Origin of the sequence: Sphaerotilus sp., from assembly GCF_031429695.1 — a bacterium.
Classification (GTDB): Bacteria; Pseudomonadota; Gammaproteobacteria; order Burkholderiales; family Burkholderiaceae_C; genus Sphaerotilus.
Genome location: NZ_JANPAB010000055.1, coordinates 1 through 22,221 on the forward strand (window position 1 = coordinate 1; position 22,221 = coordinate 22,221).

The following is a 22,221-nucleotide window of genomic DNA, read 5'->3' on the forward strand; positions in this document are numbered from 1 at the left end:
GACAAGCCAGGCCCCGAGGACACCTGCCTCGTCTCCATCACTGGCCCCGGATCCGTCGTCGAAGGCGAAGTCGCCTCCGGCTACACCGTTTCGCTCAGCCAGCCCGCCGTCACTGACGTCATCGTCAAGTTGACCTATTCCGGCACTGCCACGGACGGATCGGACTACACCGCCGTCACCTCGGTGACCATCCCCGCCGGTCAATCCTCGACGACATTCAACATCGCCACCATCGACGACGCGCTCGCCGAAGGGACCGAGACCATCACGGTCGGACTGGGCGAGATCACCGGTGGCGGCTTCGAGGCGATTGCGGGTGACCCGGCCAAGGCCACGGTCACGACAGCACTCCACGACGACACAGGCCCCAAGGGGCCCGAGGACACCTGCTTCGTCTCCCTCACCGGCCCCGGCTCGGTCGTCGAAGGTGAAGTCGCCGCTGGCTACACGGTGACGCTGTCACAGGCCTCCACGGGCAGCGTCACCGTGCAACTGGGCTATTCGGGCACGGCCGAGGCAGGCGCGGATTACACCAAGGTGGCGTCGATCACGATCCCGCCAGGGGTGACGTCCTACTCGTTCGGCATCTCGACCACCGACGACGCGCTGGCCGAAGGCACCGAGCAGTTCGCGGTCACGCTGGGTGCCATCAGCGGCGGTTCGTTCGAGGCCATCACGGCAGACCCGGCACACACGTCGGTCACGACCTGCATCCTCGACGACACCGGCCCGCTGGCCCCGAACGGCCCGGGCACTCCCGACGACGCGGACCGGGTACTGGTGTCGATCACAGGACCGGAATCGGTGGTCGAAGGCGAGACGTCCTGCGGCTATGTGGTTTCGCTGAGCCAGCCCGCCGTCACCGACGTCGTGGTGCGGCTGGTCTATACCGGCACGGCCACGGACGGCGCCGACTACGTGAAAACCAGCTCGATCACGGTCCCGGCCGGCCAGTCCTCGGCGGCCTTCACCATCGCGACGCTGGACGACGCGCTCGCCGAGGGCACGGAAACCATCACCGTGGCGCTGGGCCAGATTTCAGGCGGTGGCTTCGAGGAAATCGCCGGCAACCCGGCCAAGGCCTCGGTGACAACGCTGCTGCACGACGACGCCGGACCGCAGGCACCCGGCGGTGGCCAGCCACCCGATGCCCATGACACGGTGCTGGTGTCGCTGACCGGACCGGGTTCCGTCATCGAAGGTGAACCGGCCATCGGCTACACCGTCACGTTGTCGCAACCCGCCCAGACCGACGTGCAGATCACCCTGACCTACTCCGGCACGGCCAGTGGCGGCGCCGACTACACGCAGGTGGTGTCCGTCACGGTGGCCGCGGGCCAGGCCTCGGCCCGCTTCGACTTGCAGACCGTGGACGATCCGCTGGCCGAGGGCACGGAAAGCATCGTCGTCGCGCTGGGCGAGATCAGTGGCGGCGGCTTCGAGGCGGTGCTGGCCAATCCGCTGGCGACCTCCGTCACCACCTGCCTGGTCGATGATGTCGGCCCCGGTGGTGCCACACCCGACGCCGAAGACACGGCGCAGGTCTCGCTCACCGGCCCCGGCCAGGTGCTGGAAGGCGAAGTCGCCACCGGCTACACCGTCACGCTGTCGCAGGCCGCCGTCACCGATGTGGTGGTCAAGCTGAATTACTCCGGCACAGCCACCGACGGCTCCGACTACACCCGCATCGCCACGGTGACGATCCCCGCCGGCCAGACCAGCACCCGCTTCGACATCGCCACGCTGCCCGACGCCGCGGCCGAGGGCGCCGAAACCTACACCGTCGCGCTGGGCGCGATCTCGGGCGGCGGCTTCGAGGCGATCCGCGGCAATCCATCGGCCTACGCCGTGACCACGACGATCACCGACACCGCCCACGCACCGACACCACAGGCCGATGTCGGCACCGCCCGCGAGGACCAGCCCCTGAGCGGCAATGTCCTCACCAACGACAGCGACCCGGACGGCGACCCGCTGAGCGTGGCCGGCTACACCTGGGGCGACGTCTACCACCCGGCCGGCAGCACCGCCACCGTGCCGGGTGTGGGCACGCTGGTCGTCGAGGCCGACGGCCATTACACCTTCACGCCCGCCAAGGACTACACCGGCCCGGTGCCCGAGGTCTCCTGCGTGGTCAGCGACGGCGCGCTCACCTCGGTGTCTTCGCTGACCTTGTCGATCACGCCGGTCAACGACGCCCCGACCCTGCGCGGGGGCACGGCCACGCTGAGCGAGGAAGGCCTCGCGGGCGGACACACCGAGTCGGCCACCGAGACCCGCGCCACCCACGCCACCGGCACACTGCACTTCAGCGACGTGGACAGCCCCGCCCTCACCTTCACGCTGGAAGCACCTGCAGGTCTGTATGCCAGCGGTGGCAAGGCACTCGTGTGGACCGGTGATGGCTCGGCCGAACACCCGCTGGTCGGCACGGCGGGCGGCCAGGTGATCCTGAGCGCCACCATCGACGCACAGGGCCGCTACACGGTCGATCTGCACGGCCCGCTTGATCACCCGGTGCGCAACAGCGAGGACACGCTGACGCTGTCGCTGGGCGTGCAGGTCAGTGACGGCCAGTCGAGCAGCACGGCCACGCTCGACGTGACCGTGCGCGACGATTCACCGACCCCGTTCTGCACCGCCCGCAGCGCCGACCTGAGCGTGGTCCAGAACAACCTGCTGATCACGCTGGACGTGTCCGGCTCGATGGGCACCCGTGACGGCGTCAACGGCGAAACCCGCCTGCAAAGCGCCATCCAGTCCATCACCAAACTGATCGAGTCCTACGACAACCAGGGCGAGGTGGCCGTCCGGTTGGTCACGTTCTCCACCACCGGCTCGGAGCGCGGTGACCACTGGATGACCGCTGCCGAGGCGAAATCCGCACTGGCCTCGCTGTGCGCCGGTGGCAACACCAACTACGACGCGGCACTCGACGCCGCCCGCGGCGCCTTCACCGACGGCGGCCACCTCGACGGCGGCCACAACGTGGCGTACTTCTTCTCCGACGGCCGGCCGAATCTGCCGACCGGCAATGTCGGCATCGACGCGGGCGAGGCGCAGGTCTGGCAGAACTTCCTCAACCAGCACGACATCCAGTCCTATGCCATCGGGCTGGGCAAGGACGTGCCGGTCTCGGCGCTGGAACCGGTGTCCTGGAACGGGGTCACCGGCGCGGACGATCTGTCGCCGCTGCTGGTCACCAGCTTCACGCAACTGGATTCGGTCCTGGCGCACACCGTCGCCCCGGCAATCACGGGGGATGTGGTCGATGGCGGACTGCGCAGCGTCACCGGCGCGGACGGTGGCCACCTGAGCGACATCGTCGTCAACGGTGTCCACCACCCCTGGGATCCGGCCACGAGCGCCTCCGACACCGTGACGTTCAAGACGGCGGCCGGCGGCGAGTTCACCTTCGACATGGAGACCGGCCACTACACCTACCAGGCGCCGGCCGGCGCACGGGCGGATTACCAGGAAGTGCTGTCCTTCGCCGTCACCGACCGCGACGGCGACACCCGTGGCGGCCAGATGACCCTGAGCGTCAACGCCGATGGCAGCACGGCATTCGACGGCACGTGTGCCCCTGCACCAACACCCACGCCGGCGTCCACCTGCCTCAGTGGCGGCGTGCTGTCCTGGACGCTGGCCGACCACCACGGCGACACCAGCACGGGCAGCGGCGACCTCTGCGGCAGCACGAACCTGCACCTGAGCGACGTGCTGGGCAGTGGCGACGGTCGCCACGACACGCTGGCGAGCTGGACCGGATCGGGGTGCGCACCCTCGTCCGGCAGCACCGTGCCCGTCGGCGGCGGAGATTGCCTGGGCAGCGGGAGCAGCGGCGGTGCCACCATCGACAACCAATTCGCCCAGACGCTCATCCAGCAGACCGCCGACGCGCTGCACGGCTGCTGAGCCGCCAGCGCCAACGCCCGACTGCCTCGGTTCAGCTCCGGTAGTCGGCGTTGATGGTCACGTACTCGTGCGACAGGTCGCAGGTCCACACCGTGGCGACGGCGTCGCCGCGGTTCAGACCGACGCGCACGGTGATCTCGGCCTGCCGCATCACGCGCTGGCCGTCTTCCTCGCGGTACTCGGCGCGGCGCCCGCCCTGGTGGACGACATGGACGTCGTCCAAATGCAGGTCGATCAGCGTCTGGTCGAGGTCGCTGATGCCGGCATAGCCGACGGCGGCCAGGATGCGGCCGAGGTTCGGGTCGCTGGCGAAGAACGCCGTTTTGACCAGCGGCGAGTGGGCGATGGCGTAGGCGGCCTGCAGGCACTCGTCCTCGGTGCGGCCGCCCTCGATGCGCACCGTGATGAACTTGGTCGCGCCCTCGCCATCGCGCACGATGGCCTGCGCGAGTTGCTGAGACACCGCAACCACCGCATCGCGCAGCAGTTGGCCGTCGGCCGAGTCGAGTGCCGTGATGGTCGGGTTGCCGGCCTGGTGGGTCGCGATCAGCAGGAAGCTGTCGTTGGTGGAGGTGTCGCCGTCGATGGTGATGCGGTTGAAGCTGCGGTTGGCGGCGTCGGTCACCAGCGGTTGCAGCAGCGCCGGGTCGATCGCCGCGTCGGTGGCGACAAAACCGAGCATGGTCGCCATGTTCGGGCGGATCATGCCGGCGCCCTTGCTGATGCCGGTCACCGTGACGGTCCTGCCACCGATCACGACCTGGCGCGAGGCGGCCTTGGGCAGCGTGTCGGTGGTCATGATGCCGGCGGCGGCCTCGGCCCAGTTATCTGGCTTGGCGGCGGCCAGTGCGGCGGGCAGACCCGCCAGAATGCGCTCGCTCGGCAGCGTCTCCATGATCACGCCGGTCGAGAACGGGAGCACCTCCTCGGGCGCGATGTCCAGCAACTGGGCCAGCGCCACGCACACGGTGCGCGCACGCACGAGGCCGTCGTCGCCCGTGCCCGCGTTGGCATTGCCGGTATTGATGACGATGGCGCGCTTGGCGGGACCAGCGGCGAGGTGATCGCGGCAGATCTGCACGGGGGCGGCGCAGAAACGGTTTTTCGTGAACACGCCAGCCACGCTGGAGCCGGGCGCCAGCAGCACGACGGTCAGGTCACGCCGGTTGGCCTTGCGCACGCCGGCCATGGTGATGCCGAGCTGCACGCCGGCGACCGGGTGCAGGTCCTGGGGGTTGGGAGCGGTGAGGTTGACGGGCATGGCAGTCTGGCAATCGAAGCGGGGGGAGCGCAGACGCAGCCCACCCTGGCCTTGCAAGCTCAGACGGTGATGGCCACGCTGTCGCGCGAATCGACGATTGTAGGGAGGCTGTCGGTGGACAGGCGGGCCAGCAGGTACTGGTCGCACAACTGACCACGTGCATCGCGCTCCACCTTGCGCATCAAGCCCTCGCGCAGGAAGCCCAGGCTTTCGGTGAAAGCCAGCGCTCGGGTGTTGCGCACGTCGCACCAGACCTCGATGCGCGCCATGCCTCGGCTGTAGGCCCAGTCCATCAGCGCCAGTGTCGCGTCGCGCATGAGGCCACGGCCGCGCTGCCGGCTGCAACCGACAAAGCCGATCTGGCACCGTGGCACACCAAAATCGACGCTGTGCAGATCGACGCAGCCCACATAGGAGCCAGTGTCGTGCTCGAAGGCCAGGTACATCACGCCCTCGCCCTCGGTGTCGACCCAGTCGCGCTGGCGCTCGCAGTGTTCGAGCGCCGCGACGGCATTCCAGTGGTGGTGGCCCCAGGCGATGAAGCCCAGATCCGCCATCGAACGCTGCACGCTGGCGTGGAAAGCCGGTGCGTGGCGGGGGTGGATCTTTTCCAGACGGACACGCCGGCCCGGAATCGTTTCCGGACTGCGGCGAAAGGTATCAGGCGTCATGGGAATACTCGGCGCGGACGGACCAGGAGGTTCAGCTCAGCTTGCCGTGGCAGAGCTTGAACTTCTTGCCGCTGCCGCAAGGACAGGGATCGTTGCGGCCCGTGCGCTGCATCTGCTGCTCGGACAGCAGCGCCTGCTCGGCGGCGGCGGCTTCCTGCGACACGCTGCCATCTTCGTTCGGATGGGTGTAGGTGACGTTGGTGAGGTGCTCCGCGCGCTCCTCGATGGCTACTGCAGCCTGCGCCACTTCGTCCGGATTCTGGATGCGCACCGTCATCAGCAGACGCGTGACCTCCATTTTCACGACGTCCAGCAACTGACTGAACAGCTCGAAGGCCTCGCGCTTGTACTCCTGCTTCGGGTTCTTCTGGGCGTAGCCGCGCAGGTGGATGCCCTGGCGCAGGTAGTCGAGTGCCGAGAGGTGGTCGCGCCAGTGCGTGTCGATCGCCTGCAGCAACACCATGCGACCGAAGTTGCCGAACTGGGTGACACCAACCATCGCCACCTTGGTGTTGTAGGCGGTATCCGCTGCCGCGCACACCGCCTCGACGATGTCCTCGTCGGTGGCTTCCTGGCTGGATTCGACCTGCGCCTTGAGCGGCACGTCGAGCTGCCATTCCTCGTGCAGCGTCTTCTCCAGTGCGTCCAGATCCCACTGTTCCTCGACGCTTTCGGCGGGCACGAAGGTGCGCACCACATCGGTCATCGCACCGCGGCGCAGGTGGGTGATCTGCGCATCGATTTCGGTCTGCTCCAGCAGCTCGTTGCGCTGCTGGTAGATGACCTTGCGCTGGTCGTTGGACACGTCGTCGTATTCCAGCAGCTGCTTGCGCATGTCGAAGTTGCGGGCCTCGACCTTGCGCTGCGCGCTCTCGATGGAGCGGCTGACGATGCCGGCCTCGATCGCCTCGCCATCCGGCATCTTGAGCCTGTCCATGATCGCCTTGACGCGGTCACCCGCGAAGATCCGCATCAGCGGATCGTCCAGCGACAAATAGAAGCGCGAGGAGCCCGGATCGCCCTGGCGACCGGCGCGGCCGCGGAGCTGGTTGTCGATGCGGCGGCTCTCGTGGCGCTCGGTGGCGACGATCCGCAGGCCGCCCAGCGACTTGACCTGGTCGTGCAGGCCCTGCCACTCGCGCTTGAGTTGCTCGACGCGCACAGCCTTGTCGGCATCCGACAGGTCGGGGTCGGCTTCGACGAGCTGCACCTGCTTCTCGACATTGCCGCCCAGCACGATGTCGGTGCCGCGACCAGCCATGTTGGTGGCGATCGTCACCATCTTCGGGCTACCGGCCTGGGCAATGATGGTGGCCTCGCGGGCATGCTGCTTGGCGTTGAGCACCTGGTGCGGCAGACCCACCTTGGTCAGCATCTCGGCGACAAGCTCGGAGTTCTCGATCGAGGTCGTGCCCACGAGCACTGGCTGGCCGCGGCCGTAGCACTCCTGGATGTCCTTGACCACCGCCTCGTACTTCTCTCGGCCGGTCTTGTAGACCAGATCGAGTTCGTCCTTGCGCACCATCGGCCGGTTCGGCGGGATCACCACGGTCTCCAGACCGTAGATCTCCTGGAATTCGTAGGCTTCGGTGTCGGCCGTGCCCGTCATGCCGCCCAGCTTGGCGTACATGCGGAAGTAGTTCTGGAAGGTGATCGAGGCCAGTGTCTGGTTCTCGGCCTGGATCTTGACGCCTTCCTTGGCTTCCACGGCTTGGTGCAATCCGTCCGACCAGCGGCGACCGGTCATCAGGCGGCCGGTGAACTCATCGACGATGGTGATCTCGCCATTCTGCGAGACGTAGTGCTGGTCGCGGTGGAACAGGTGGTGCGCGCGCAGCGAGGCGTAGAGGTGGTGGACCAGCGTGATGTTGGCCGCGTCGTAGAGCGACGCACCGGCCACCAGCAACCCGGCCTCGGCCAGCAGCGACTCGGCCTTTTCGTGGCCATCTTCGGTGAGAAAGACCTGGTGGCTCTTCTCATCGGCAGTGAAGTCACCCGGCTCGATGACACCTTCACCCGTGCGCGGGTCCGCTTCGCCGATCTGCTTCTTGAGGTGCGGCACGACGGCGTTGATGCGCACGTACATGTCGGTGTGGTCGTCCGCCTGCCCCGAGATGATCAGCGGGGTGCGGGCCTCGTCGATCAGGATCGAGTCCACTTCGTCGACGATGGCGAAGTTCAGCGAACGCTGCACGCGGTCCGCCACCTCGTAGACCATGTTGTCGCGCAGGTAGTCGAAGCCGAACTCGTTGTTGGTGCCGTAGGTGATGTCGGCGGCGTAGGCGGCCTGCTTGTCCTCGCGGGACATGTTCGGCAGGTTCACACCGACCGCCATGCCGAGGTAGTTGTAGAGCCCGCCCATGGTCTCGGCGTCGCGCGCGGCGAGGTAATCGTTGACCGTCACCACGTGCACGCCCTTGCCGGCGAGTGCATTGAGGTAGACGGGCAGCGTCGCCATCAGCGTCTTGCCTTCGCCGGTGCGCATTTCGGCAATCTTGCCGTTGTGCAGGGCCATGCCACCGATGAGCTGCACATCGAAGTGGCGCATCCGCATGAAGCGCTTGCCGGCCTCGCGGACCACGGCGAAGGCTTCGGGCAGCAAGTCGTCGAGCGAGGTGCCGGCCTCTACGCGCTGGCGGAATTCAGCGGTCTTGCCGCGCAACTCGTCTTCGGAGAGCTGCTCGAATTGCACTTCCAGCGCGCTCACGCGCTCGACGACGCGCCGGTACTGCTTGAGCAGGCGGTCATTGCGGCTGCCGAAAATCTGGGTGAGGAGCTTGGGCAACATGAAGTGGACGCAGATGCAGCAAACCCGCGGCGGTTCAGCCCATGTCGCGGGTGGGGGATCGGAGGGAGATGAGGTGCGGCCGGGTGAACAGCAGCGTCGGCAGGCCAGGCCGGCACGCGGGTCAGGCGTGCCCTCGGACAACTTTTGAGTTTATCACCGCGACTTGCGGCGCCTGACCGGCGGGGTCACCGCGGCCGAGACGCGCTCGGCGGCACCGAGACTTTCACCGCGGGCGAGAAACTTTGCGGGATCCTGGGGTACGTCCTCCAGCAAGACCTCGAAGTGCAGGTGCGGTCCGGTCGAGCGGCCGGTGCTGCCGACCAGCGCGACCTGCTGGCCGCGGCGCACCAGATCGCCGGGCTTGACGAGGATCTGCGAAGTGTGGCCATAGCGGGTGACCAAGCCATCGCCGTGGTCGATCTGCAATGCCATGCCGTAGGCGCCATCACGTTCGGCCTCGATCACGCGGCCACCGGCTGCGGCGTGAATCGGAGTGCCCGTGGGCGCCGGGAAATCCAGCCCGGTGTGCAGCGCCGCGCGGCGGTTGAACGGGTCGATGCGAAATCCGAAGCCGGATCCCACAGGGCCATCCACTGGCGCGATGCTCGGCACCATGAGCAACTCCAGGCGCCGCGCCAGCAGACGGGACTCGACCAGCACGAACACGTCGCCAGAGCGGTCTGCCTGGGCATCCAGCATCGCCATCAGCTGGTCCAGTTGCTCGCCGGACCGGACCGGTGCCGGCACGAACGGGCCTCCGCGGGCACCCGTCGCCACCGGCAGCACCGGCGAGGCGCTGGAGGTCGAGGCCTTGCCGGCATCGTCCAACGCCCGTAACTCCTCGGGCTTGATGCCCGCCAACCCGGAGACGCGTTCACCCACCGCCTCCAGCTTCAGCAGCTTGGCCTGCAGCTCACCCACCTTCTGGGCCATGGCGTCGAGGTTCTCGCGGGTGTAACGCTCGCGCTGCACGGCGTCCCGGCCCAGCACCGGCCCAACGATCTGGCTCACCACCGGCCAGCCATCGCGCACAGCCTTGAGGAAGACAAAGTGGTACACGGTGCCTGACAGCAGCAGCATCGCGAGCACCAGCGCCGACAGGATCAGCCACAATTGCCCCGGCCGCACATGCATGGAGCGCGTGCGCGCCAAGCCGCCATGGGTGATCAGAATATCCATCGTCGCTTCATTCCTCTTGCGAAACCGGCTGCAGCCGCTGCAGTGCCGGACGCCGTGTCCCTGGGTCAGGTACTGGACCGCTGCGAGCCCCTGCTGCGTCTGCAGCAACGACTGGCCGCGGCCAATGCCCACATGGACGCCGTGCGCCCGCTTCTTCCGCCCGCCCTGTCGAAGCACATCCGCTCAGGCCCGACCGACCAGGAAGGCTGGACTCTGCTGGTGGCCAATCCGGCAGTCGCCGCCAAGCTGAGGCAGCTGCTGCCTAGATTGGAGGCCGCGTTACAACAAAAAGGCTGCGCGGCCCGAATCATCAGAATCCGGGTCCAAGCCTCTTCTCTGTGACATTTTGCATGCAATCACCAGGGCAGCCTTTCAAGGCCCTGAGTAAACACCGGCGATCGACTCAGGCTTTGCCCTGATTGGCGACCGCTGCGGCGGCCTTGGCAGCGGCTTCGGCATCGCCGAGGTAGTAGCTGCGGATGGGCTTGAGGTCGGCGTCGAGTTCGTAGACCAGCGGAATGCCGTTGGGGATGTTGACACCGACGATGTCGTCATCCCCGATGTTGTCGAGGTACTTCACCAGCGCACGGATCGAGTTGCCGTGGGCGGCGATGACGATGCGCTGGCCTGCCTTGATCGCTGGGGCAACCGACTCGTTCCAGAACGGCATCACGCGGGCCACCGTGTCCTTCAGGCACTCGGTCAGCGGAATCTGGTCGGGCTGGAGCTGGCTGTAACGCACATCCTGACGCTGCCCGCGGGGGTCATCCGCTTCGAGCGCAGGCGGCGGCGTGTCATAGCTGCGGCGCCAGACCAGCACCTGCGCATCGCCGTACTGCTTGGCCATGTCGCCCTTGTTCAGGCCCTGCAGCGCGCCGTAATGGCGCTCGTTCAGGCGCCAGCTGTGCACCACCGGCAGCCACGTGCGGTCCATCTGGTCCAGCGCGTGCCACAGCGTCCACACGGCGCGCTTCAGGACCGAGGTGTAGGCCACATCGAAGTCGTAGCCGGCTTCCTTGAGGAGCCGGCCGGCCTGCTTGGCCTGTTCGACACCGGTGGGGGTGAGTTCGACATCGGTCCAGCCGGTGAAGCGGTTTTCCAGATTCCAGGTCGATTCGCCGTGGCGAATCAGCACGAGCTTGTACATGGCGGTCAGCAGTTGGGTTGAAGTCGGGTTGAAAATTACCGCGAATTCTATAATCCACGCCCTGAGCAACCTTGGCCGGCGGCCCGCCGGCGCCCACACCTGTGAACTTCCTCCTCGACAATTGGATCTGGCTGCTGACGGCCGCGGCCTCGGGTGGCGCGCTGCTGTGGCCCATGCTGGGCAAGGGAGGCGGCGCGGATGCCGTCTCGCCAGCAGAAGTGGTACAGATGATCAACCGCGAGAAGGCCGTCGTGATCGACGTATGCGAGAGCGCCGAGTTCAGCGCCGGACACGTCGTCGGCGCCCGCAGCGTTCCCCTGGCCACGCTGGACGGCAGCAAGAGCCTGCCCACCAACAAGACCCTGCCAGTGGTGCTGGTCTGTGCGTCAGGTGCCCGGGCGCGCCGCGCCGCCGCTACCGTGCGGGGACTGGGCCACCAGCGTGTGCATGTGCTGCAAGGCGGCATGGCCGGGTGGCGCGAAGCCGGGCTGCCGGTCGAGAAGTCGGCCTGACACCACCGGGATCAGGACCAGCAACAGGAACCCCCATGAAGCCCGTGAAGATGTACACCACGCAGGTCTGCCCCTACTGCGTGCGCGCAAAGATGCTGCTCAAGCAGCGCGGTGTGGCAGAGATCGACGAGATCCGCATCGACCTGCACCCTGACCAGCGCGACCACATGATGGCGCTGACCGGCCGCCGCTCGGTGCCGCAGATCTTCATCGGCGACACCCATGTCGGTGGCTGCGACGAGCTGATGGCGCTCGACAGCACCGGTGGTCTGTTGCCACTGTTGCGGGATTGAGCCTGATCCCGCGCCTGTTCTGAACCACCACTGAGGGTCGCCGGCAACACCTCCCGGCGACCCGCAATGCGCATCGCAAGGTTTTTCTGGTGTGCAGGCGCACAATCTGCGGTTTTGGCTCCCGACGAATCTCACGATTTGTCCCCTTCCGGTGACCACCGCACATCCGCAGCGTGCCACGCCACGCGACATCGCTGCACTGACGCTCGGCGCCTTGGGCGTCGTCTACGGCGACATCGGCACCAGCCCGCTGTACGCCCTCAAGGAAGTCTTCCACGCCGGCCACGTCCCGACCACGCCGGACAACATCCTCGGCGTGCTGTCGTTGATCTTCTGGACGATGACGGTCATCGTGTCGCTGAAGTACGTGCTGCTCATCCTGCGCGCGGACAACAACGGCGAAGGCGGTCTGATCGCCATGCTCGCGCTGGCGACCCACGCCGTGCGCGACCGGCCACGGCTCTACCAGACGCTGATGGGCGTCGGCATGTTCGGCACCGCGATCTTCTACGGCGACGGCGTCATCACACCGGCCATCTCGGTGCTCTCCGCCGTCGAGGGGCTGGAAATCGCCTCACCGAGCCTGCACCCGTTCGTGCTGCCACTGACGCTGGTCGTGCTGACAGGGCTGTTCGCCGTGCAGCGCTTCGGCACCGGTGGCATCGGCAAGGCGTTCGGTCCTGTGACGCTGGTGTGGTTCGGCGTGCTGGTGGCGCTGGGGCTGCCCTACATCCTCGACAACCCCGGCGTGCTGGTGGCACTCAACCCGCTGTACGCGTTCAACTTCTTCGCTGCGCAGCCGATGGTCGCTTTCATCGGCCTGGGCGCCGTGGTGCTGTGCGTGACCGGCGGCGAGGCGCTCTATGCCGACATGGGCCACTTCGGCAAGCTGCCGATCCGCATCGCCTGGTACGCCTTCGTGATGCCGGCGTTGGTGATCAACTACTTCGGCCAGGGCGCCATGCTGCTGAAGAACCCCGAGGCGATCGAGAATCCCTTCTTTCTGATGGCGCCGAAATGGGCCGCGCTGCCGCTGGTCTTCCTGGCGACGGCGGCCACCGTGATCGCCTCGCAGGCGCTGATCACGGCCGCTTTCTCGGTGACACGGCAGGCCGTGCAGCTCGGCCTGCTGCCGCGCATGCGCATCGTGCACACCTCCGTGCGCGACCTGGGCCAGATCTACGTGCCCTTCGTGAACTGGGGGCTGTATGCCTTCATCGTGCTGGCGGTGGCGCTGTTCAAGTCGTCCACCAACCTGGCCTCGGCCTACGGCATCGCGGTGACGCTGGACATGACGATCACGACGATCATGACCTTCTACGTCATCCGCCACGGCTGGAAGTACCCGCTGGGCCTGTGCCTGCTGGCCACCGGGTTCTTCTTCGTCATCGACATCGCCTTCTTCGCCTCGAACATGCTCAAGCTGTTCGGCGGCGGCTGGTTCCCGCTGGTGATCGGCATCGGCATGTTCACGCTCATGCTCACCTGGAAACAGGGCCGCGCCATGATGAGCGAGCGGCTGCGCGACGAGGCGATCGATCTGCCCTCGTTCCTGGAGGCGATCTTCGTGAGCCCGCCCGTGCGTGTGGCCGGCACGGCGGTGTTCCTGTCGGCCGAACCGGGCCTGACGCCCAACGCGCTGATGCACAACCTGAAGCACAACAAGGTGCTGCACGCGCACAACCTGTTCGTCACCGTGCGCCACCATGACATCCCCTGGGTCGGCTTCGAGCAGCGCATCAGCATGGAGTCGCTTGGCCACGACTGCTGGCAGGTGACGCTGAACTTCGGCTTCAAGAACGAGCCGGACGTGCCGCAGGCGCTGCAGTTGCTCGCCGGCCGCGGCGTGCCGCTCGACGAGATGGACACCAGCTACTTCCTGTCGCGTGACATCGTGATGCCCACCATCGGCGACGGCATGTCGCTGTGGCGCGAGAAGCTGTTCGCCAACATGCACCGCAACGCGGCGGCCGCGGCGGACTTCCTCAACCTGCCGACGAACCGGGTGGTGGAGCTGGGGTCCAAGGTCGAAATCTGACCAGCAGGAGGGCCGTCAGCGTGCCGCAGACGGTGCCGCTGGCATGCGCGAGCGGGGCGACCGCGATGTCCCAGCCCGGTGGAGTGACCAGCGTGTGGGCCCAGGCCCGTTCGCCGAGCACCTTCGCGCACAGCCCCACCAGCAGCAGTGCGCCGAGCACCCGCTCGCGCCGCTGCGGCGCCTCCCGCACCAGTGCCACGGCCGCCACCGCCACCCCCGCGTGCAGCACGCCGGACAGGCCCCCATAGCGCAGCAGCTCCGGCTCCGCCAGCAGCCCCAGGTGCGTCAGCGGCCACGCCAGCGCCCAGGCCCAGGCCGCCTCGCGCGGCAGCCGCGCCACCCAGCCCAGCAGCAGCACCAGCGCGGCCCCCGCCAGATTGGCCAGCAGGTGCCGCGTGCTCAGGTGGATCCAGGCAGCGCTCCACCAGCGCCACGGTTCGCTCCAGGCCAGCGCAGGCACCCACGCCAGCGCCATCCGCGCCAGCCCGGGCCGGACCGCGATCAGCAGGCTCGGCAGCACCAGCAACAGCCCCACGCCCAGCCAGGCGTGTTGCCGGCGCAGCATCAGCCGAACACGGCGCGCCACAGCGCCAGCACGGCCTCGCGGTGCGCCTGCATGGGGCCGAGTTCGGCCATGTCCACCTGCGTGGGCGCTTCATCCAGCCGCGCCCGGTGCTGCACGCGGCGCTGCTCGCGGTACGCATCGGCCGCCGCGAACCCGACGCCGGCCGGCAGCAGACCGGCCTGCTCGGCACGCTGCAGCAGCGCGATGTTGCCGGCGTTGTCCAGCAGCGCCGGATGTGCGGCACTGTGCGCCAGCACCAGCCACTGCACGGCGAACTCCGCGTCCATCATCCCGCCGCGGCTGTGCTTCACATCGAAGCGTGTCGGCCGCACGGCATGGGCCTCGCGCACCCGCTCGCGCATGGTGGCGATCTCGCGTTTCAGCGCCTCCAGATCCCGCGGAGCCGTCAGCACGGTGCGCCGCGTGGCCTCGAAACGCTCGGCCAGCGCGGGCGAGCCAGCGCACCAGCGCGCCCGCGTGATCGCCTGGTGCTCCCAGGTCCACGCGGTGTTGCTGCCGCGACCCTGCTGGTACCGCTCGAAGGCGGTGATGGACGTCACCAGCAGCCCGGAATTGCCGTTCGGGCGCAGCGCGGTGTCGATCTCGTAGAGCGCCCCCGCCGAAGTGCGCAGCGACAGCCAGGTGATGAGCTTGCGCGCGAAGGCGGCGTAGACCTCGCCCGCACGCTCGTCCTCGTCGTCGTAGAGGAACACGATGTCGAGATCGCTGCCGTAGCCCAGCTCCTTGCCGCCGAGCTTGCCGTAGGCGATCACCGCGAACTGCGGCACGTCCCGGTGGCGCGTGCGCAGGTGGCGCCAGGCCCAGTACAGCGTGCGCTCCAGCGTGGCGTCGGCCAGCGCGGAGAGGTCGTCGGCGACCTGCTCGACGGTGATCTCGGCCTCGACGTCACGCACCAGGGTGCGGAAGGTTTCAGACTGGTGCGCGCGGCGCAGCGTGTCGAGCAGTTCGCCCTCGTCGGCCTCGCCGGAGCGGATCCAGGCCTGGTGGCGGTCCTCCAGGTCGCAGGCGTAGGCGCGGGCATCAAAGCGTTCACGCACCAGACGGGCGTCGGCCAGTTCGTCGATCACGCCCGGGTGCTGCATCAGGTAGCGCATCGGCCAGCGCGCCAGCGCCAGCAGGTGCAGCAACCGCCCCAGCACCTCGCCACGCTCCGCCAACAGCGCCAGGTAGCTGTCACGGCGCAACAGCGGCTCCAGCCAGTCGACGAACCGCAGCAGTGCCGTCTCGCCGATCTCCGGCTCGTCCTGCACCAGGCGCCGCGCGCGCACCAGCAGCCGCGCCAGCCGCGCCCGCCCCTCGTCGCGCAGCAGCGCCACCCGCGGCGAGGCCACCAGCAGCCGCAGCCGCTCGGCCAGCGGCGCGGACAGCCCCTCCGCCTGCGGCAATTGCTCCAGCGTCGGCGGCACACCGGTGCAGCGGCTGCAACTGCCCGCCCCGGTGCGCGCCGGGGCGCTGCGGCCGTCGTGCAGCAGCGCATCGAATTCGGTGGCGACCAGCTCACGGTGGGTGCACAGCGTGTCGAGCAGTGCGCAGGCATCGACCGTGCAGGCCATGCGCATCGAGCCGGCGATCCAGCGCAGGTCAGTGTCCACGGTGGGCAGCAAGTGCGTCTGCTGGTCGTCGAGGTACTGGATGCGGTGTTCGACCCGGCGCAGGAAGGTGTACGCCTCGGCCAGCTTTGCGGCTGTATCCGACGCGATCAGGCCGACGGCGGCCAGCCGCTGCAAGGCCTTGAGCGTCGGGCGGGTGCGAATCTCCGGAAATTGCCCGCCGCGCACCACCTGCAGCAACTGCACGATGAACTCGATCTCGCGGATGCCGCCGCGCGAGAGCTTGACGTCGTTGGCGCGTTCGGGCCGACCGGCGGCGCGGCGGTTGGCCTCGTCGCGCACCTTCTGGTGGAGCTGGCGCAGGCCCTCGAACACGCCGTAATCGAGGTAACGCCGGTACACGAACGGCGTGACCACGTCGCGCAAGGCCCGCGCCCGTCCGGACGTGACCGCCTCCCGCGGCGCCACCACCCGGCTCTTGAGCCAGGCGAAACGCTCCCACTCCCGGCCCTGCACCAGAAAATACTCTTCGAGCATCGCCAGGCTCACCACCGGTGGCCCGGAGTTGCCGTTGGGCCGCAGCGCCAGATCGACGCGGAAGACGAATCCGTCCTCGGTCACATCGCCGATCAGCGCCCGCAGCGAACGTGCCACCAGCGAAAAGTATTCATGCGCCGAAAGGGCACCACCGCCGCCGGGGCGGCCACTGGTCTGACCGTCTTCCTCGTAGACGTAGACGAGGTCGATGTCGGAGGACACGTTCAGCTCGCGCGCGCCGAGCTTGCCCATGCCGATGATCCAGAAGTCGATCGGCGCGCCCGCTGCCGTGTGCGGCGCGCCGTGCAAGGCGTCCTGCTCGGCCCGGGCGGCGGCCAGTGCGACTTCGAGCGTCACCTCGGCCAGCTCGCTCATCGCGCGGGTGACCACCTCGACATCGGCCTGCGCCTCGACATCCAGCACCACGAGCCGCTCCATCACCAGCTGCCGTGTCAGGCGCAGCGCCGAGGCCAGCGGCCGGCCGCGCAAAAGCCATGCGTCGAGCGTGGCCTGCATGGACTCCCGTGTCGGCGGCCCGGCGGCCAGCAGCGCCAGATCGGCTCCGCGCACACGACGCACCCGCTGCACATACCGGCTGTGGTCGGCAGTGACAGGACTCACTCCCGTCTCGGACGAGGTCTGCATGGCATTCTTTCGGGTCTGTGCTAGCTTCTCTGTGTTCAATTCGCCGGAGACTGGTTCGGCTGCATTCATGCCTTTGGTTCCCTGGTCATCCGATCTGCTGCACTGGTGCCGGCGCGCCGGCGGGGTGCTGTTGCGCGTCACATTCTGGAGCATGGCTGCCCTGGCCGCGCTGACGCTGGCCGCGTGGATGATCCTCCAATGGGGGATTTTGCCGCGCCTGGACCGCTGGAAACCTGAGCTGGAAGCATGGGCGAGCCACGCGCTGGGGCTGGACGTGACGCTCGGCACGCTGCAGGTCACGGGCGACACCTGGGCGCCGGTGGTGACGCTGCGCGACCTGCGCATGGTCGACGCCCGGGGACAGGAGGCGCTGCGCCTGGCCAAGGTCGAGGCGGTGATCACGCCCGGCTCGCTGCTGCCGCGCTCCCCCACGCACTGGCTGCCACACGTGCAGCGACTGGAATTCGACGCCCTGCACCTCGCCCTGCGCCGCGACCAGCGGGGACAGGTTTTCCTCGCTGGCCTGCCGCTGGAGCGCACCGACGCCGTCGACGAGGACGGACAGGTGGCCGACTGGCTCTTCAGCCAGTCCGACATCCGCCTGCGCGGGGCCAGCGTGTCCTGGCAGGACGAACAGCGTGGGGCCGCGTCGCTGGTGCTGACCGGCGTCGACCTGGATCTGCGCAATCCGCTGGGCCGGCATGTGTTGCGCCTGAGCGCTACGCCGCCCGAGGGCTGGGGCAGCCGCTTCTTCGCCAGCGCGGAAATGGCACGACCGCTGCGCGCGCTGCTGTCGATGTCCGGGCTGCAGCACCCGGGCGACTGGCGCCAGTGGGTGGGCGTCGTGCAGGCCGATTGGCCGCTGGTCGATGTCGGCCAGTTGCGCCGCCATGTCGATCTGCCCTTCGACCTGATGGAAGGCCGCGGTCGGCTCGCCACCCGCATCGACGTGGCGCAGGGCCGCCTGACCGGGGCCACCGCCGATCTGCAGTTGCAGGCGGTCACGCTGAGGGTGGCCAAGGGGCTGCCCCCGGTGGCGCTGCGGCGCATCGCGGGGCAGCTGGAAGTGCGCCACGACGCGCAGGGCAGCGTGGTGCGGGCGCGCCAGCTCTCCTTCCAGTCGCAGCCACCGGCCGATGCCACGGCGACCACCGCCACGCCCGACCCGAGCCTGTGGCCCGCCACCGATCTGGAGCTGACATTGCGCGGGTCACCCGGCGCATGGACCGGTGGCACCTTCAAGGCCTCGCTGGTCGACCTGGGGCTGCTGGCGCAATCGGCTGCGCATGTGCCGCTGGCCGGGCCGATGCGGCGGCTGCTGGAAGCCACCCGCCCGCGCGGTCAGGTGCGCCAGCTCGCGTACGAGTGGACTGGCGACGTGGAGCGCCCCGACCACTGGCGCGCCCGCGGCGACGCCGAGGCGCTGCACCTCGCGGCCGCACCAGTGACCGCCGCCCTCACATCGACCGCCACGCCGGGTCGCCCGGGCCTGCGCGGCGGCCACGTGCGCTTCGATGCCACCGAACTCGGCGGGCAGGCCGATCTGCGGATCACGCAGGGCGAGCTTGATTTTCCGGGCGTGTTCGAGCAGCCACGCGTCGCGCTGGAGCAGCTGCGGGCCGATGTGCGCTGGCAACTGCGCCGTGCCAGGACCGCCGCGCCGGGTACGCGACCGGCCATCGAGGTCGAGGTGCGCCGCGCAGTCTTCGCCACGGCCGATGGCGACGGCGGGTTCTCCGGCCACTGGCGCAGCGGCCCCCCTGTCGGCCCCACCTTCGGCCGCAACGGCTGGCTGCCCGGCGAGCTGGACCTGGACGCCACCGTCCACCAGATCCGTGCCGACCGCATCCACCGCTACCTGCCGCTGGGCATCGCCGCCTCGGTGCGCAGCTATGTGCGAGACGCCGTGCTGGCCGGCTCGGCGCACGACATCCGCGCGCGGGTCCGCGGCCCGGTGCTCGACTTCCCCTACACGGCGCCGGGACAAGGCGAATTTGCCATCGGCGGCCGCTTCGAGCAGGTCACGTTCGACGCCGTGCCGGGCAGCACCTGGCCGCGCTACACCGAGGGCACCGGCCAGCTGGTCATCGACGGCCAGCAACTGCGGTTGATGCAGATCCAGACCCGGCTCGGCCAGACCGGCAGCGGAGGCTTCGCGCTGGACAGCATCGAAGGCGGCATCGACAACCTCGCCCACGCCCCCGTCCTGCGCCTGCACGGCCGGGGCCAGGGTTCGACCGCCGACGCGCTGCAGTTCCTGCGCGCCAGCCCGATCGACGGCTGGCTCGGCCACGCCTTCACCCCTGCCCAGGGTGACGGGCGAACCCAGCTGGAGCTGCAGCTGGCCATCCCGCTGCAGCACGCCCGGGACACCACCGTGCAGGGCCGCGTCGATCTGACCGAGACGCGGTTGCAGATGGGCCCGGACACCCCTGCGCTGGACAGCCTGCGGGCGCGGCTGGACTTCACCGAGCACAGCTTCCAGCTCTCCCAGGGCAGCGCTCAGGCTGCGGGTGGCCCGCTCGCCTTCGAGGGGCATCTGGACGACGGCGGCGTGCTGCGCTTCGCCGGACAAGGCCGTGCGACCGCGCAGGGCCTGCGCACACTCGACACGGTCGAACCGCTGGCCCGTCTGGCGCACGCCTTCGAGGGCCAGGCGGACTACCGGCTCCAGCTCGACCTGACTCCCGGCGGCCCGACCGTGCAGGTGGACACCGACCTCGTCGGCCTCGCCAGCCGCCTGCCTGCACCACTGCGCAAGTCCGCCGCGCAGGCCGAGCCACTGCGGGTGCGCGTAGAACCACAGACGCCCGCAGCCCCGTCGACGCCCACGCCTACCCTGTTGCAGATCGACGCCGGCACGCCCGCCGCCCCCCTGCTGCACGCCCGGCTCCTGTTCGACGGCGAGCGCGCCGATCGCCTGCTGGGAGGGCGGGTGCAAGTCGGCGCATCCGATGGCCAGCCCTGGCCGGAGCGTGGACTCGGTGCCAGCATCGTGCTGCCACGGCTGTCGCTGGACGACTGGCAGGTCTGGCTGCAGCAGGCGGCGCAGGCCGGCCACCTGCCGACCTCGGGCACCGCCGCTGCGGGCGACGATCTGACCGCGGTCTTGCGCCAGGTGCGTCTGCAGATCGCGGACCTCACGCTCCAGGGCCACCGCCTGAGCCATGTCAACGCCCAGCTCCAGCCGACCGGGACGCCCACGGCCTGGAGCGGCACCATCGAGGCCGACCAGCTCGCCGGCCGGGTGACGCTGCGGCCGGCAGCACCACGGGCGCCGGCCGCCGTGCAGGCACGGCTCAGTCGCCTGGCGCTGCCGTGGCCAGCCGATCCGCTGGCCGACACCAGCACCCGACCGGCCTCTGGCACCGCCACCGCCACCGCCACCGAGCCAATGCCCGCACTGGACATCGTGGTGGATGACCTCGCCTACGGTGACCGGCACCTCGGTCGACTCGAACTGCAGGGCGGACCGAGCCCGGCGACCCGCCTGCCCGCCGCGACCGGGGAATGGCATCTGCAACAGTTGTCACTCACGCGGCCCGAAGCCCGGCTCAGCGCAGTCGGCCAGTGGGATCCCGCGGACCCGGACGACACGGCCGGCACCGGCGCCAGCCGCCTGACCTTTCGGCTGGACGTGGACGATGGCGGGCAATGGCTCGACCAGCTGGGCTGGGCGGGTACGCTGCGCGGCGGGCGCGGCCACATCGGCGGACAGCTCCGCTGGCCCGGACCGCCGATGGCGCTGACGCTGGCGCAGCTGGGCGGCACGGTGCGACTCGACCTCGACAGCGGCCAGTTGCTGCAGGCCGACCCCGGCGGGGCGGGTCGGCTGCTGGGTGTGCTCAACCTGCAGTCGCTGCCGCGCCGCCTGTCACTCGACTTCCGCGACCTCTACCAGAAGGGATTCAGCTTCGACCACATCGATGGCGATGTGCAGATCCGCCGCGGCCAGGCCAGCACGCACAACCTGCGCGTGCGCGGTGTGCAGGCCGTGGTGCTCGCCGAGGGCAGCGCCAGCCTGCCCGGCGCGACCCAGGACCTGCGCGTGTGGGTGGTGCCCGACTTCAACGCCGGGGCAGCCTCGCTGGCCTATGCCGTGATCAATCCGGCCGTGGGACTCGGCACACTGGTGACACAGTGGTTCCTGCAACGCCCGCTCGCCGAGGCCGCCACCCGCGAGTTCCACGTCACCGGGCGCTGGGACGCACCGCTGGTCACGCCCGTCGATCGCACCCGCGACGCCCACCCATTGCCCCGAAAGAACCAATCCCCATGAAAGTGGCCGCAGTTCAGATGGTCTCGACCCCCAGGGTCCACGACAACCTCGCCCGCGCCGCGGAACTCGTTGCCCAGGCTGCACAGCAGGGGGCGGAGCTGGTCGTGCTGCCCGAGTACTTCTGCCTGATGGGCCTGCAGGACCGGGACAAGCTCGCGGCGGCGGAACCGCCCGGGCAGGGACCGATCCAGGCTGCGCTGTCCGGCATGGCCCGCACGCACGGGCTGTGGCTGGTCGGAGGCACGCTGCCGATGGCGCTGGACGGCGACCCCGACCATGCCACCAACACCTCGCTGGTCCATGCGCCGGATGGTGCGCTTGCCGCCCGCTACGACAAGATCCACCTGTTCCGCTACGACGACGGGGAGCGCTGCTACGACGAAGCCGCCACGCTGCGGCCGGGCGAGGTGCCGGTGGCGTTCGATGCGGTGGCGCGGGACGGCGCGGTGCACCGCGTGGGCTTGTCGGTCTGCTACGACCTGCGGTTTCCGGAGCTGTACCGGCGCCTGATGCAGCCACCGTGCAGCGTGCTGGTCGTGCCAGCCGCCTTCACCTGGCCGACCGGGCAGGCGCATTGGGAGTTGCTGCTGCGCGCCCGGGCGGTGGAAAACCAGTGCTACGTCATCGCCAGCGCCCAGGGAGGCCGGCATGAAAACGGTCGGCGCACTTGGGGGCATTCGATGGTGATCGACCCATGGGGCACGGTGCTGGCCGTACAGGACGAAGGCGACGGCGTCGTGCTGGCCGAACTGGACCCGGCGCTGCTGGCCCGGGTCCGCCAGCAGCTGCCGGCGTTGCAGCACCGGCGGCTGTGACG

General features: G+C 69.0%; 14 protein-coding genes. 7 read left to right on the forward strand and 7 right to left on the reverse strand.

Annotation, left to right across the window (positions count from 1 at the left end):
- Nucleotides 1–3,918, forward strand: a 3,918-nt coding sequence (locus RMP06_RS09385; protein WP_310461514.1) for an immunoglobulin-like domain-containing protein, incomplete at its 5' end; no start/stop codon positions are given.
- Between the two features lie 31 nt (nt 3,919–3,949).
- Here the strand turns inward: RMP06_RS09385 and argJ are convergent.
- The 4 genes from argJ to RMP06_RS09405 form a co-directional block, all read right to left on the reverse strand.
- Nucleotides 3,950–5,179: a bifunctional glutamate N-acetyltransferase/amino-acid acetyltransferase ArgJ gene (gene argJ, locus RMP06_RS09390; protein WP_310461515.1), complete on the reverse strand. Its 1,230-nt coding sequence runs from the start codon at nt 5,177–5,179 to the stop codon at nt 3,950–3,952.
- A 59-nt stretch (nt 5,180–5,238) separates the two neighbouring features.
- The gene (locus tag RMP06_RS09395) at nt 5,239–5,850 is read right to left on the reverse strand and encodes a GNAT family N-acetyltransferase (protein ID WP_310461516.1); all 612 of its coding nucleotides are present in this window, start codon (nt 5,848–5,850) and stop codon (nt 5,239–5,241) included.
- Between the two features lie 31 nt (nt 5,851–5,881).
- Entirely contained in the window at nt 5,882–8,638 is a 2,757-nt protein-coding gene (gene secA / locus RMP06_RS09400; RefSeq protein ID WP_310461517.1) for a preprotein translocase subunit SecA, read from the reverse strand.
- Between the two features lie 153 nt (nt 8,639–8,791).
- On the reverse strand, nt 8,792–9,817 hold the full coding sequence (locus RMP06_RS09405; RefSeq protein ID WP_310461518.1) for a peptidoglycan DD-metalloendopeptidase family protein: 1,026 nt from the start codon (nt 9,815–9,817) through the stop codon (nt 8,792–8,794).
- Here RMP06_RS09405 and RMP06_RS09410 point away from each other — a divergent pair.
- A complete protein-coding gene (locus RMP06_RS09410; protein WP_310461519.1) occupies nt 9,797–10,159 on the forward strand; it encodes a DciA family protein in 363 nt (120 codons plus the stop codon). The genes RMP06_RS09405 and RMP06_RS09410 overlap by 21 nt on opposite strands.
- A 61-nt stretch (nt 10,160–10,220) precedes the next feature.
- Here RMP06_RS09410 and gpmA read toward each other — a convergent pair whose 3' ends face one another.
- Nucleotides 10,221–10,964, reverse strand: coding sequence for a 2,3-diphosphoglycerate-dependent phosphoglycerate mutase (gpmA, locus tag RMP06_RS09415; RefSeq protein WP_310461520.1), 744 nt, complete (start codon nt 10,962–10,964; stop codon nt 10,221–10,223).
- Nucleotides 10,965–11,065: 101 nt separating this feature from the next.
- Between gpmA and RMP06_RS09420 the strand changes: the two genes are divergently transcribed.
- The 3 genes from RMP06_RS09420 (at nt 11,066) to RMP06_RS09430 (ending at nt 13,807) form a co-directional block, all read left to right on the forward strand.
- Nucleotides 11,066–11,476 carry a rhodanese-like domain-containing protein gene (locus tag RMP06_RS09420; protein ID WP_310461521.1) on the forward strand — a complete coding sequence of 137 codons (411 nt, stop codon included), beginning with the start codon at nt 11,066–11,068 and terminating at the stop codon, nt 11,474–11,476.
- Between the two features lie 35 nt (nt 11,477–11,511).
- Complete coding sequence (gene grxC / locus RMP06_RS09425) at nt 11,512–11,769, forward strand: glutaredoxin 3 (RefSeq protein ID WP_310461522.1); 258 nt, start codon at nt 11,512–11,514, stop codon at nt 11,767–11,769.
- A 151-nt stretch (nt 11,770–11,920) separates the two neighbouring features.
- Complete coding sequence (locus RMP06_RS09430) at nt 11,921–13,807, forward strand: potassium transporter Kup (protein WP_310461523.1); 1,887 nt, start codon at nt 11,921–11,923, stop codon at nt 13,805–13,807.
- Here the strand turns inward: RMP06_RS09430 and rrtA are convergent.
- Nucleotides 13,755–14,372, reverse strand: coding sequence for a rhombosortase (rrtA, locus tag RMP06_RS09435; RefSeq protein WP_310461524.1), 618 nt, complete (start codon nt 14,370–14,372; stop codon nt 13,755–13,757). The two genes, RMP06_RS09430 and rrtA, sit on opposite strands and share 53 nt — an antisense overlap.
- Nucleotides 14,372–17,194: a bifunctional [glutamate--ammonia ligase]-adenylyl-L-tyrosine phosphorylase/[glutamate--ammonia-ligase] adenylyltransferase gene (gene glnE, locus RMP06_RS09440; protein ID WP_409050140.1), complete on the reverse strand. Its 2,823-nt coding sequence runs from the start codon at nt 17,192–17,194 to the stop codon at nt 14,372–14,374. The genes rrtA and glnE overlap by 1 nt, the downstream gene beginning before the upstream one ends.
- Between glnE and RMP06_RS09445 the strand changes: the two genes are divergently transcribed.
- On the forward strand, nt 17,193–21,404 hold the full coding sequence (locus RMP06_RS09445; protein WP_310461526.1) for a YhdP family protein: 4,212 nt from the start codon (nt 17,193–17,195) through the stop codon (nt 21,402–21,404). The genes glnE and RMP06_RS09445 overlap by 2 nt on opposite strands.
- Nucleotides 21,401–22,219, forward strand: a complete 819-nt coding sequence (locus tag RMP06_RS09450) for a carbon-nitrogen hydrolase family protein (protein WP_310461527.1) — start codon at nt 21,401–21,403, stop codon at nt 22,217–22,219. Before RMP06_RS09445 ends, RMP06_RS09450 begins: the two co-directional genes overlap by 4 nt.
- The last annotated feature ends 2 nt before the right edge of the window (nt 22,220–22,221 follow it).

Excerpts from the sequence above, each read along its gene's own strand:
- RMP06_RS09445 (WP_310461526.1), top strand. The coding sequence starts at position 17,193 with ATGCCTTTGGTTCCCTGGTCATCCGATCTGCTGCACTGGTGCCGGCGC.
- glnE (WP_409050140.1), bottom strand. The coding sequence starts at position 17,194 with ATGAATGCAGCCGAACCAGTCTCCGGCGAATTGAACACAGAGAAGCTA.
- gpmA (WP_310461520.1), bottom strand. The coding sequence starts at position 10,964 with ATGTACAAGCTCGTGCTGATTCGCCACGGCGAATCGACCTGGAATCTG.
- grxC (WP_310461522.1), top strand. The coding sequence starts at position 11,512 with ATGAAGCCCGTGAAGATGTACACCACGCAGGTCTGCCCCTACTGCGTG.
- rrtA (WP_310461524.1), bottom strand. The coding sequence starts at position 14,372 with ATGCTGCGCCGGCAACACGCCTGGCTGGGCGTGGGGCTGTTGCTGGTG.
- RMP06_RS09405 (WP_310461518.1), bottom strand. The coding sequence starts at position 9,817 with ATGGATATTCTGATCACCCATGGCGGCTTGGCGCGCACGCGCTCCATG.
- RMP06_RS09410 (WP_310461519.1), top strand. The coding sequence starts at position 9,797 with ATGGGTGATCAGAATATCCATCGTCGCTTCATTCCTCTTGCGAAACCG.
- RMP06_RS09395 (WP_310461516.1), bottom strand. The coding sequence starts at position 5,850 with ATGACGCCTGATACCTTTCGCCGCAGTCCGGAAACGATTCCGGGCCGG.
- RMP06_RS09450 (WP_310461527.1), top strand. The coding sequence starts at position 21,401 with ATGAAAGTGGCCGCAGTTCAGATGGTCTCGACCCCCAGGGTCCACGAC.
- argJ (WP_310461515.1), bottom strand. The coding sequence starts at position 5,179 with ATGCCCGTCAACCTCACCGCTCCCAACCCCCAGGACCTGCACCCGGTC.
- secA (WP_310461517.1), bottom strand. The coding sequence starts at position 8,638 with ATGTTGCCCAAGCTCCTCACCCAGATTTTCGGCAGCCGCAATGACCGC.